Annotated in this window: 12 protein-coding genes; 3 read left to right on the top strand and 9 right to left on the bottom strand. The window is 74.6% G+C overall.

All coding sequences use genetic code 11. The features are described 5' to 3' along the window. Positions 1-61 precede the first annotated feature (61 nt). Both pip and FXF65_RS10565 read left to right on the top strand, forming a co-directional pair. Positions 62-1,021 carry a prolyl aminopeptidase gene (pip, locus tag FXF65_RS10570; protein WP_148349584.1) on the top strand — a complete coding sequence of 320 codons (960 nt, stop codon included), beginning with the start codon at positions 62-64 and terminating at the stop codon, positions 1,019-1,021. 137 nt (positions 1,022-1,158) lie between these two features. Then, positions 1,159-2,892, top strand: a complete 1,734-nt coding sequence (locus tag FXF65_RS10565; RefSeq protein WP_246198485.1) for a chromosome segregation ATPase — start codon at positions 1,159-1,161, stop codon at positions 2,890-2,892. A 15-nt stretch (positions 2,893-2,907) separates the two neighbouring features. Here FXF65_RS10565 and FXF65_RS10560 read toward each other — a convergent pair whose 3' ends face one another. The 3 genes from FXF65_RS10560 to FXF65_RS10550 all read right to left on the bottom strand — a co-directional run bounded on the left by FXF65_RS10560 (position 2,908) and on the right by FXF65_RS10550 (position 4,736). Continuing rightward, entirely contained in the window at positions 2,908-3,123 is a 216-nt protein-coding gene (locus tag FXF65_RS10560) for a hypothetical protein (protein ID WP_148349583.1), read from the bottom strand. Between the two features lie 117 nt (positions 3,124-3,240). After that, positions 3,241-3,930: a hypothetical protein gene (locus FXF65_RS10555; protein ID WP_148349582.1), complete on the bottom strand. Its 690-nt coding sequence runs from the start codon at positions 3,928-3,930 to the stop codon at positions 3,241-3,243. A 290-nt stretch (positions 3,931-4,220) separates the two neighbouring features. After that, positions 4,221-4,736 carry a hypothetical protein gene (locus FXF65_RS10550; protein WP_148349581.1) on the bottom strand — a complete coding sequence of 172 codons (516 nt, stop codon included), beginning with the start codon at positions 4,734-4,736 and terminating at the stop codon, positions 4,221-4,223. A 192-nt stretch (positions 4,737-4,928) separates the two neighbouring features. Here FXF65_RS10550 and FXF65_RS10545 point away from each other — a divergent pair, with 192 nt between their 5' ends. Beyond that, the gene (locus tag FXF65_RS10545) at positions 4,929-5,726 is read left to right on the top strand and encodes an ABC transporter ATP-binding protein (protein WP_148349580.1); all 798 of its coding nucleotides are present in this window, start codon (positions 4,929-4,931) and stop codon (positions 5,724-5,726) included. Here FXF65_RS10545 and FXF65_RS10540 read toward each other — a convergent pair. The 6 genes from FXF65_RS10540 to FXF65_RS10515 all read right to left on the bottom strand — a co-directional run bounded on the left by FXF65_RS10540 (position 5,723) and on the right by FXF65_RS10515 (position 11,567). Then, positions 5,723-7,024, bottom strand: coding sequence for an AAA family ATPase (locus FXF65_RS10540; RefSeq protein WP_246198484.1), 1,302 nt, complete (start codon positions 7,022-7,024; stop codon positions 5,723-5,725). The two genes, FXF65_RS10545 and FXF65_RS10540, sit on opposite strands and share 4 nt — an antisense overlap. Further along, positions 7,021-8,493 carry a hypothetical protein gene (locus FXF65_RS10535; RefSeq protein ID WP_148349578.1) on the bottom strand — a complete coding sequence of 491 codons (1,473 nt, stop codon included), beginning with the start codon at positions 8,491-8,493 and terminating at the stop codon, positions 7,021-7,023. Before FXF65_RS10535 ends, FXF65_RS10540 begins: the two co-directional genes overlap by 4 nt. Positions 8,494-8,500: 7 nt before the next feature. Next, on the bottom strand, positions 8,501-9,607 hold the full coding sequence (locus tag FXF65_RS10530) for a hypothetical protein (protein WP_148349577.1): 1,107 nt from the start codon (positions 9,605-9,607) through the stop codon (positions 8,501-8,503). Continuing rightward, the gene (locus FXF65_RS10525) at positions 9,604-10,464 is read right to left on the bottom strand and encodes a hypothetical protein (RefSeq protein WP_148349576.1); all 861 of its coding nucleotides are present in this window, start codon (positions 10,462-10,464) and stop codon (positions 9,604-9,606) included. The genes FXF65_RS10530 and FXF65_RS10525 overlap by 4 nt, the downstream gene beginning before the upstream one ends. 100 nt (positions 10,465-10,564) lie before the next feature. Further along, the gene (locus tag FXF65_RS10520; protein ID WP_148349575.1) at positions 10,565-11,164 is read right to left on the bottom strand and encodes a class I SAM-dependent methyltransferase; all 600 of its coding nucleotides are present in this window, start codon (positions 11,162-11,164) and stop codon (positions 10,565-10,567) included. A gap of 13 nt (positions 11,165-11,177) precedes the next feature. Then, complete coding sequence (locus FXF65_RS10515; RefSeq protein WP_148349574.1) at positions 11,178-11,567, bottom strand: VOC family protein; 390 nt, start codon at positions 11,565-11,567, stop codon at positions 11,178-11,180. Positions 11,568-11,582 lie beyond the last annotated feature (15 nt).

Here is an 11,582-nt window from a genome sequence, read left to right as displayed (position 1 = left end):
GTCGCGCCGAGGAGGTTGGCGCGGTCCAACCATGATCGTTTATGCGGTACTACTTGGTCGCATGGGTCTACGGGAGTTCTATCCACCGATCGAGCCGTACGAGTCCGGCCTGCTCGACGTCGGCGGCGGCAACGAGATCTACTGGGAGACGTGCGGGAATCCGGACGGCAAGCCCGCAGTGTTCCTGCACGGCGGGCCCGGAGGCGGGGTGCTTCCGGACAACCGGCGCTTCTTCGACCCGACCGCGTACCGGATCGTCCTGTTCGACCAGCGGGGATGCGGACGGAGCCGACCGCACGCCGGCGACCCGGACGTGTCGCTGGAGCACAACACGACGCGGCATCTGGTGGCCGACATCGAGCGGCTGCGCGAGCATCTGTCCGTCGACCGGTGGCTCGTGTTCGGCGGAAGCTGGGGGAGCACCCTCGCCCTCTCCTACGCGCAGGCGCACCCCGGCCGCGTCACGGAGCTGGTGCTGCGCGGCATCTACCTGATCCGCCCGGCGGACGAGGAATGGGGCTTCGCGCCGACCGGCCTCGCGCACCTCTTCCCGGCCGAGTGGGAGGCGTTCAGCGGCGCGATCCCCGCCGCCGAGCGGCACGACCTCCTCACCGCCTACGGCCGCCGCATCAACGACCCGGACCCGGCGGTGCGCGTCCCCGCCGCCCGCGCGTTCATGGACTGGGAGCTCGCGGCGAACACGCTGCTGCCCGTCCCGCCGCCCGACCTGGACGGCGCCACCGTCCTCGCGTTCACCCGCATCCTGCACCACTACATCGTGAACGGCGGGTTCCTGCCCGAGGGCGGACTGCTCGCGGGCGTCGACCGCATCCGGTCGGTCCCGGCCGTCGTCGTCAACGGCCGCTATGACATGAAGACCCCGCCCGACCAGGCGTGGGACCTGCACCGCGCGTGGCCCGAGGCGGAGTTCCACATCGTCGAGGACGCGGGCCACGGCGGCTCCGAACCCGGGATCCGCGACCGCCTCATCACCGCGACCGACGGGTTCCGCGACAGGTGACATCGGGGGAGGCCCCGGGCGGCGCGGCCGCTCATCTTCCGGTGCTCCCGGGTGCCCGCTCCGCGATGGCATGACCGTCCCCACATGTCCCTCACAACTCACTGCGACATCGAGGAACAGTGCGTATGGTTCATTCCATGCCTAACAGCGAAGAGCGCGACAATAGCGGCCGGGAGGCGGCCGCAGCTCCCCAGAGCGCGGTCGCCGAAGGCGCGGGGGACGCTGCCGAAGGCACGGCGGACGGGCCGGAGGGCGCCGCCGCGCGGCCCGCGGAGTCCGGTGAGACGGCGGTCGCCCGGCTCGGGGAGCCGGTGACGGTGTGGCCGTGCGCGAACTGCGGGCGTCCCGTCCCGCAGCCGGTGGGCGCCGTCCGGACCGTCCGGTACTGCCAGGACAACGACGGCGCGTGCGCCCGCGAGGCGCGCGAGCGCCGCGAGCGCGGCCGGGACGCGCCGGGCCTCACCGGCCAGGTCGCGTCGACGTGGGAGATGGTGGAGCGGCTGGAGAAGACCGCCGACCTGCTGGCCGACTCGCTCACCTCCGAGCTGAGCGTCGCCGGGGTCGAGCGGCGCGTCGCCGAGGTGCGGGCCGAGGCCGCCCGCGAGCTGGCCATCGCGCAGAGCGAGCGGGACGCGTCGCAGCGCAAGGCGGAGGAGGCGTGGCACGAGGCGTCGTCCGCCCGGCAGCGCGCCGACACCGCGGAGCGCGAGTCGTCCCGCGCCCGCGAGGAGGCGAAGCTCGCGACCGCCAAGCGCGACGCCGCCCAGCAGGCGTGGGAGGAGGCGCACCAGGTCGCGCAGCAGTCGATGACCGCGAAGCTCGCCGCCGAGAGCGAGCGCGACCGCATCGCCGCCCGCGAGACCGAACTGCTCGCCGCGCTGGAGAGCACCCGCGCCGAGCTCGTCGCCGCGCGCTCCAAGCTCGCCGAGGCGGAGGGCGCCGCCGAGTCGCAGCGCGTCGAGGCCGCCGTCGCCAAGCAGGGCGCCGAGGACCTGCGCAACGCCATGCGCGACACCGAGGCGCAGCGGCAGCGCGCGATGCAGGCCACCAGTAAGGCCGAGGCCGAGCGGACCGCCGCGCTGCGCGCCCAGTCGGAGGCGGAGGCCGAGGTCGTCCGCGCCAACGCCCGCGTGGAGGAGGCCGCCAAGGAGCGGGACGCCGCGCACGCCCAGGCCAAGGCCGCGATCACCGAGCGCGACGAGCTCACCGCGAAGGTCAACGACCAGGGCGTCCAGCTCCGGCAGTTGTCGCAGTCGGTCGCCGAGCAGCAGGCCGCGCTCACCGCCCTCGCGGAGGAGCGCGACGCCGCCCGCGCCGAGGCCGACCGCGCCCGCCGCCAGATCGACCAGTTCACGCACCACACGCTGTCGTCGAACTTCCCGCCCGGTGGCCGGATGTCCGGCGGCGGCCCCGCGGCCCCGCACCAGCAGGGCCCGCAGCCGCCCGTCCCGCCCGGCCCCCCGCCGATCGGCGGCCCCCAGGGCCAGCCCGGCGCCCCCATCCCACCCGGAATGAACGGCCAGCCGAGCGCCCCCGCGCCAGCGGGAGCACCGGGCCAGCCGGGCGCGCCCATTCCGGCGGGGACGAACGGCCAGCCCAGCGCACCAATCCCAACCGGAGCACAGGGCCAACCGACCGCACCAGCCCAGCCTGGAGCACACGGCCCGGCCGGGACGAACGGCCAGCCTGGCGCGCCCGTTCCGACGGGGGCGCAGGGGCAGCCCGGCGCGCCCGGTCCGCTCGCGGCACCCGTCGACGATCCGCTCGGGTCCGGCACCGGCGGCCACCCGCGGCCCGGAGTCGGCGGCCCGCGCCGCGGCCGCCCGCTGAACGGCGCGGACCGGGAGGACCCCCTGTTCACCGGCCCATGACCGGCGGACGCCCCGCTAGCGGTAGGTGACAAGCACGAACATCGCCACCACCGCCACCACCGTGACCATCGCGCTCTGGGTGCGCTCGCGCGCGACCGCCTGCCGCAGGTCGCTCATCCGCTGGCGGCTCGACCGCGTGTCGGTCACCGCGCGGCGGGCGCGCCCCCAGTGCACGCCCGTGAAGATCGCCAGGGCCACGATCCCCAGGACCAGTAATCCGTCTCCGCTCATCAGACCCGCCTCCGTTACCGCGGAAGCTCGATTGAACAGCGGAACCGGACGTCCGCACCACGTCCGGCGACACATTTCCGGAATCCACGGGCCCGGCCGACGACGGCCGGGCCCGGCTCAGCCTCCGAACCGTTCCAAGTCGATCTCGATCCAGATCTGCTCGGCGCGGCCGAGGAGCCGTCCGTCCGCCCCGTAGAGGGCGGTGGCCGCGTGCATCTTGCGGCCCTCGCGGCTGCGCGCGTAACCCATCACCACGCACCGTTCACCCGCGTCCGGCACGTCCATGACCTGCGCGGTCATCGTGCCGAGCACGGCCGGACGGCCCCGTACGTCGAACGACCAGCCGCCGGGGCAGTCGAGCGCCGCCCACACGAGCTCGCGTCCGGGCACCTGCTCGGGAGTCCACGGCGCGGCGACCGTCCCGTCGGCGACCGGGCCCGGTGCGAGCCGCAGCCCGTCGCCCGCGTCCCGCTCCGGGCCGCAGACGAAGCAGCGCGGGAACGGGTGCTCGCCCGCCGCCCGGTACTTCTCCGCCGCGGCCAGCGCGTCCTCGAACGGGACCGGCGGGACGGGCGGCACCACGATCGCCCCCGCGAGCGCCTCGGCGACCAGCAGGTCGCCGTCCCAGAGCCGGACGCCGTTGCCGCGCTCGTCCGTCGCCGTGACGGTCAGCTCGGTGTCGAGCGGCGGCGGCCGCCGCAGCGTCACCGTCACCGTGTCGACCGGCACCCGCCCGGCGAGCCGTCCGGCCACGTAGCCGCCGTTCCCCGAATCGTCCGGCCCGTGGAACCGCTTGTCGATGATCACTCGCGTCCCCCCGCACTCACACGCACCACACAAAAGCGGCACCGATCATAATGCGCGCCACCGACACCCACCGCCCCCACCTGCCCAAGTACTGACCCACCCTTGAAACGCGCCGCGGCGGCGGGCACGGGGCGTGCGGCCGGAGGCGCCCCGCGCCGGAGGCCGCACGACCCGCCGACGCAGGCGACCGCAGCGACGCCGCGCACGCCAGTACAGGCACGGCAGCCCGTCACGGCGGCGTGAGGATCGCCTGCGTCGTGACGGGGGTTCCAGGGGGCGCCCCCCTGGGCTTACACAGCCCGGGAGGGTTGGGGGCGGCCGGGGCGGGTTGTGAAGAAGACGGAGAAGGAGCCTTGGAGGCGGGCGCGGGCGGTTGTCTCGTCGACGGGGCCCTCGGCGGGGACGGGGGTCACGTCCAGGGCGCGGTCGATGAGGACGTCGACGTTGCGGTCGGCGACGAGGACGGAGCACGTGTCGCACGCGTACCACGGGTAGAGCATGTTGAGGACGGCGACCGCCGTGTCGTCGTCGGACAGGTGGGTCGTGTCGAGTTCGACCTCGAACATGTCGGTGTCGTCGGGGTCGAGCGTGGGGTAGTAGAGCCAGCTCGGGCCGTCGGCGCCGCAGAAGTCGCAGCACGGGTCCTGCTCGGCGGGTTCGCCGACGGCGAGTTCGAGTTCGTGGTCCCAGGGTTCGACCCGGCGGTTGTGGCGGTACCCGACGCCGTCGAGGGAGCCCTCGCGGTTGTGCGTGACGTCGTGCACCTCGCCGCCGCAGCGGGCGCACATGAAGCCGATGTCCTCCATGTCCCCCTCCCCTGATCGCTGAGGCACCGGAACTCACAGTATCCGGCCGGGGCCCCGACGCGTACCGGCGGCGCGATCTCGGCTAAATTGAAGATCCATCCTCTTTCGCGGGCCGTCCCCGGCGATCCCGGCCGTCCGCGCCCCTCGTGCGTCCCATCCCCGCGCCTTCTGCAGCCGAACGGGAGGTCCTCCGTGTCCGACGTCGTCCTCAACGCCGACAAGATCGATCTCGTCCGGGAGCGGCGGCCGCTGCTCGACCGGGTCACGCTGACCGTGCTCCGCGGCGAGCACTGGGCGCTGATCGGTCCGAACGGGGCGGGCAAGAGCACGCTGCTCGGCATCCTCGGCGCGTACACGCATCCGACGCGCGGCACGGCGGAGATCCTCGGGCGGCGGCTCGGCCGGGTGGACGTCCAGGAGTTGCGCAAGCTGATCGGTCAGGTCAACCCGCGGCATCCGCTGGAGTCGGCGCGGACCGTCCGGGAGGTCGTGCTGACCGGGGTGACGGGGACGATCGAGCTCGTCCCGCGCTGGACCCCGTCCGACGCCGACGTCCGCCGCGCGGACGGGCTGATCGGCCTGCTCGGCCTGTCGCATCGGGCGGACGCGCGCTGGCCGAACCTGTCGCAGGGCGAGCGAGGCCGGACGCTGATCGCGCGTGCGCTGATGCCCGACCCGCCGCTGCTCCTGCTCGACGAGCCCGCCACCGGCCTGGACGTCGCCGCCCGCGAGCGCCTGCTCACGAGCATCGACCAGCTCCGCGCGGAGCGTCCCGACCTGACGACCGTTCTGGTCACGCACCATCTGGAGGAGCTGCCGATCAGCACCAGCCACGCGCTGCTGCTGCGGGAGGGGCAGGTGCTCGCGTCCGGCCCGGCGGCCGAGGTGCTGACGACGGAGCTGGTCAGCGCCTGCTTCGACCATCCGATCACGATCAGCCGGAACAACGGCCGCTGGGCTGCGACCGCCGGACCCGCGCAACCCGCCTAACCCGCCGCCACGCGGTGCCGGGACAGGTGGGCCAGCACCGACTGGTTCGCCTCCCAGCCGTCCGGGAACTTCACCGGCACGCCGAGGTGCACCGGCTCGGCGGACGGGTGCGCGTCCAGCAGTTCGGGGATCCCCGCCCGCGCGACGACCACGCAGGCGTGCCGGTGCCGGGACGCGAGCACGCACAGCCGTCCCGACTCCAGGTGGAAGGCGGTGGCGTCGCGGCGTCCCGACAGCGGGTGCAGGACGACCGTGACGTCGTACTCGCGTCCCTGGAGCCGGTTCGCGGTATCGACGGTGATGCCGCCGCCGTGCGGGCCGAGCGCGGCGCGGATCGCGGCGACCTGGTCGCGGTGCGCCGCGCCGATCGCGACGCGGGTCGCGTCGACGGGACGCGAGCCCAGCTCCGAATGCGCGACCGGCCCGCGCTGCAGCAGCCGGACGGCGAGCGCCGCCGTCGCCCGGACGGCCTCGGAGTCGGTGCGCAGCGTGTGCCGGGCGGGCAGTTCGTAGAGGGCCCAGCCGGTGGCGGCGGCCTCCTCGATCGCGCGGTCGTGGGAGGTGTCCATGCCGCGCGTCCCGAACTCCAGCCGGCGGTCGCCGGGGCCCGTCCCGGCGCGGAAGCCGGTGAACGGGTAGAACGCCTCGGACACGACGGGCGCGGCCGACGCGGGCAGCCGCCACGACACCGGCAGCCGGTGGACGGGCAACTCCGGGTTGTGCGCGAGGAGCACCGAAACGGCGCTGCGCATCGGGTCCCAGGTGAGCCCGGCCCAGCGCTCCACCTCGACCGTGGAGAACGGGTCGAGCTGGCCGGGGTCGCCGACGAACAGTGCCCGCTCGAACCGTCCGGCGATGCGCAGCAGCATGTCGGAGCGCATCTGGTACGCCTCGTCGACGATCGCCCACGGCCACGTGCCGTCCGAGAGCGTGGCCCATTTCGCGGCGGTCGCGATCACGACGGTGTGCTCGGCGAGGTCGTCGGCCTTCTGCGCGACCCGCACCGCCGGATGCGCCAGGACGCGCTCGGACGGCGCGTACCCCGACGCCGACAGCCGTCCGAGAGTGATGTCGGGATGCTTGCCCGCGATCCGGTCGATCAGGTCGTCGACCTGCTCGTTCGTCTGCGCGACGATCATCAGCCGCGCACCGGACCCGGCCAGGTGCGCGGCGGCCCGCACGACGAGCGTCGACTTGCCCGCGCCCGGCGGGGAGTCGACCACGACGCCGCGGTGCCCGCCGTCCAGGTCGGCGATGACGGCGCCGACGACCTTCGCGGCCTCGTCGGACGCGGTCACGACCACGCCTCCTCGGCGTCCTCGGCGGTCGGCACGTACTCGCCGGGCGGGCCGCCGTGCGTCCACGGCGTGTCCTCCCGGTCGGGGAACTTCGCGACGCCGAACGAGCCCTCGGTGAGGGAGGTGAAGCACACCCGGTCGCCCACCTCGGGGACCGCGCCCGGCTCCGGGGTGAGCTTGCGGCCCATCCCGCCGGTCAGCTCCAGCAGGACGGTCCCGTCGCCGATCTCCACGATCTTTCCCTTCAGGCCGGGACGGGCCGCGTTGCAGACGGTCGTGCCCTCGTCGAGGCGCACCGGGTCCTGCGTGGCGACCCGGAGGAGGGGACGCAGCTTCGGGCGCTTGCCGGTCTCGTCCAGGCGGGCCGGGTCGGCGTCGGTGACCGTTCCGCCGAACGCCTGCCCGCCGAGCCGGTACTCGGCCATGACCAGGGGGTCGTCGAAGGCGCGTTGCGCGTCGTAGGCGTCCTGGGCGCGTTCCAGGTCGTGCAGCCGCCGCGCCGCGCGGACGGGCGCGTCCCGGCGCGCCTGCGGATACGCCTCGCCGAACGTCTGGTGGTAGTGGGTGAACGCGTCCCGGTCGCGCTCCCAGCGCTTCGGGACGCTCGCGCCCTCCGGCAGCTCGCGCAGCAGGCCGACGGCCCGCCACATCAGCTCCCACGTCGGGGTGAGCTGGTCGGCGAGGACGGCGCGCAGCCGCTCCTCGGCGCGCGGGTCGCCGCCCGACCGGTCGTAGGAGGCGATCGCCGGGGCGAGTACCTCGTTGTCGAACGTCGGGTCGGTCGTCGGGCCCGCGGGCGGGCAGAGCACCGGGTCCTCGGCGCGGGCGGCGGCGGATGGGCCGTCCAGTCCGTCCGGCGGGTCGATCCAGCCGACCAGCGCGGCGAGGTTGCCGTCCTCAAGGGAGCTCTGGCCGGTCGTCCAGTGCAGGCGCAGCAGCTCCGTCATCGCGCCCAGCAGCGACGAGCCGGGATGGTCGAAACGGTCGGCGAACCAGGTCAGCCAGCGTCCGAGCACCGGGACGGCCGGATCGACCGCGTACTGGCCCTCGGTACTGCGGAAGCGCGTGGAACGTCCCATCAGGCGCAGGAACGCGACGCCGCCCCGGTTCGGGACGAGCAGCTGCGGCGCGTCCCCGTACCGGATGCGTTCGTCGCCGTCCTTGCCGGGCGGCAGCTCCTCCACCGCGCCCCGGCTCGTCTCGACGTGCTTCAGGACGATCGTCGCCAGCGACGCGGCGAACGCGAACCGCAGGTCGCGGTTGCGCGGCTGCGGCACCGCCAGCAGGGTCGGGTCGCCGGGGCCGCTGCCGACCATGACCGCGAGCGGCGCCGCGGCCTCCCCGGCGAGCTTCAGCGGGACGAGCACCAGCGGCGCGTCCGCGAGATGGCAGTGCCGCACGGTGGCGAGCGGCTGCGCGATCCCGGCGGCCGCCGCCTGCACCCGGGCCAGCGAGGACAGCGCGCTCATCGGCCGATCACGCGACCCCGCCCAGTGCCCCGCCCAATGCCTCGGCGCGTAGCCGCGCCGCCGTGCGGAGCTGCTCGGCCGTCTCCGCCAGGTCGTCGGACGGCGGCAGCGACCCGTCGGCCAGCGCGAGCGCGGTGCCGATCGTGTCGACCCCGCCGAGGTCGTCGCGGACGGACCGGCCGAGCGCGCCCGTCCGGCCGCAGGCGCGCGCCTCGTCGCGGCAGAACAGGGCCATCTCGCAGCCGGACATGCAGTCGGGCGCGTACCGGGCCTCGACCGCGCGGACCGACGTGGCCAGCTCCTCGCCGAGCTCGAACGACAGGTCGGCGGGCAGCTCCGCGAGGATGTCGTCGACGCGGACGAGCCGTGTGAGCTGCCGCTCCAGGACGGCGAGCTGCGGCCGCACGTCCAGCGGCGTCGCGGTCGGACGGTTGGAGAAGTTCTCCGGGCAGACGAGGAACACGTCGTGCGAGACGCGCGCCGGGTCGTGCCCCAGCTCGGCGACCAGACCGCGCAACGCCAGCACGTACACCGCCGACTGCCGGGCCGCCGCGGCGACCTGCTCCGGCTCGGCCTGCCCGTCCACGACCGCGAACGACTTGATCTCGATGACGTGCAGCCGTCCGGCGAGCTGGAACGCGAGGACGTCGGGCTCCAGGTAGGCGGGATGCCCGGCGATCTCCAGCCGGAGCAGCGGATGGTCGAACAGCGTCCCGTCGCCGGACTCCAGCGCCTGGGCGACGAGCCGCCGCGTGCGCGAGTGCCGCAGCTCCCGGGCGTCGTTGCCGGCGACCGACTCCAGGTCGTCGTAGGCGACCTCGGGGACGGTGAGGCCGAGCCGGTCGCGCAGCAGCGCCAGCAGCTCGGCGCAGCCGTCGGCCTTGATCTGCGCCTCGAACGCGTTCCCGCGGGTGATCGCGAACTGCGACTGGCCGAACGGCGCCGGGAAGCCGAGCGCCCGCGCCACCGCGTCCTTGTCGACGGCCGCCGCGTCCATGACGCCGCGCCGCGCGCAGCCGGGGTTGGACGTCAGCGCGGCGATCGTGCGGGCGTCGTGGTTGCGCGGGGGCGCGCCGCCGCGCAGCCGGGACAGGTCCGGCGCGGTCTCGGTCATCCGTCGGTCTCTCTGTCGTGGGCCGGGTCGGGTGCAGCGTTACGGGCGGCGGGGCGGCCGGACTCGCGGACGGCCCGCAGGCGGCTGCCGAACAGCCGTTGCGCGTCGTCCAGCCGGTCGCGGGCGCGGCGCGCGGCGGACTCGCGGCGCCGCAGGTCGCGGTCGCGGTGCACGTCCAGTTCGGCGCGGGCCGCCGCGGCGAGCGCCGCCGGTTCGACCGTACCGACCGTACCGGTCGCGGCGCCGGGGATCGTGGACGCGAACCGCCACAGCAGCCGCCGCGCGTCGGGCGACGGCGTGCCGCGCTCCGCGTGCTCCGCGAGCCGGATCGCGGACGTCAGGAAGTCGGCGCGCGGGCTCAGCGGCCCGACGATCCGCCGCTCCAGCGGCCACGTGCTCACGGTGAGCAGCCCGCGCGCGGGCGCGAGCATGTCGGCGGTGAGCGCGGCGCACAGGTAGTACGGGCGGGCGTAGGGCGCGGTGCGGAACGAGCGCTCCTCGTCGCGGCGCAGGCTCGCCAGCCGCTGCCCGGGGATCTCGCCGGGGAAGAACGCGGCGTACACCGTCCCGATGAGCTTCGGGGCGGCCGGGGCGCCGAGCAGCGTCAGCGCCTGGTGCACCTGCTCGCGGACGGGCTGCAACCCGCGCCGGTCCTCGTTGCGTGACGCGGCGGCCGGAGCGGGGGCGTCGCCGAGGACGGCGTCGTCCCACGCGCGCTCGGCGTCGCGGAGCTCGGCGCGCAGCCCGCGCGCCCCGTCCCGGTCGCCCGCCGCCATCGCCCGGCGCACCGCGGCGCGCAGCTCGGTGATGCGCGCCTCCAGCTCGTCGGGGGTCGGAACGCCGGGGGAGCGGAACATGCGGCAGACAGTACCGGAGCTTCCAGACAATTCCAGGGTTCTCCAGTTTCGCGACGTCCCGGCTGCCGAAAAGCCCGCCATTCGGGACGTCGCACCGGAGTCAGCGCGGTTTGCGCCACACGATGGAATAGCGCCAGAGCAGATGCTTCTGGAAGACGGCGCCCGGCAGGAGCCGCAGCGCCTCGTCGCGGACCTCGCTCCACGTCATGTCCGGATCGGCGACCGGAGCGTCCGGACTGCCCGCCCGCCGCCGGTTCCGCAACCGGTGGAAATGGTGCGCCGGGACGCCCGCCACCGCGTACGACCAGTCGCGGGCGCCTTTGTTGTTCGCCAGGCTGATGACAACGAGCGTGCCGCCGGGCGCGACCGCGTCCCGCATCGCCGACAGGCCCTTCGCGAAGTCCATGTGGTGGATCGCGGCGACGCTGCACACGAAGTCGTAGTGGTCTTCGGGCAGGTCGTACTCCAGCAGCCCGGACTCGACGAAGTCGACGTTGCCGATCCCGGCGCTCAGCGTCTTCGCCTTGAGGATCATGTCCGGCGACCGGTCGATGCCGGTGACGTGCGCGGCGCGCGGCGCCATCCGGCGGACGAGCAGGCCGTCGCCGCAGCCGACGTCCAGCGCCTCGCCGCAGCCGCGCGGCATGCCGCGCAGGACTATGCCGTGGTAGTGGGTGTTGTGGTTCCAGTAGTCGGTCATCGTCTCCGCCGGCTCAGGAGCGTGGATCGCGACGCATGGGATGGTCGTCCGGAACCTCCACGATAACGATGCGCACGCCGTCCGGGTCCTCGATCCACATCTCGACGAGCCCCCACGGCTCCTGCCTCGGCTCCCGCGTGACGCGCGCCCCCGCCGCGGCGAGCCGCCCGTGCTCCGCGCGGACGTCCCTGACCTGCAACCAGATCATCGGGGACGATCCCGTCTCGCCCGCGCCGTGCCCCGACACCTCCAGGAACCCGGGCCCGAGGAAGAACACGAGGCCGGGCGAGTCGGCCGGGCCGAACTCGCGGTGCACCGCGAGGCCCAGCACGTCGCGGTAGAAGCGCTGCGTGCGCGCCGCGTCGGCGGGACGCAGCAGGATGCGGCTGCTCAAAACGTCCATGCCCGCCACCCTCGC

Source organism: Actinomadura syzygii (assembly GCF_008085905.1).
Classification (GTDB): Bacteria; Actinomycetota; Actinomycetes; order Streptosporangiales; family Streptosporangiaceae; genus Spirillospora; species Spirillospora syzygii.
The sequence above is the reverse complement of the archived record's forward strand: the minus strand, read 5'-3'. Positions and strand labels throughout refer to the sequence as shown.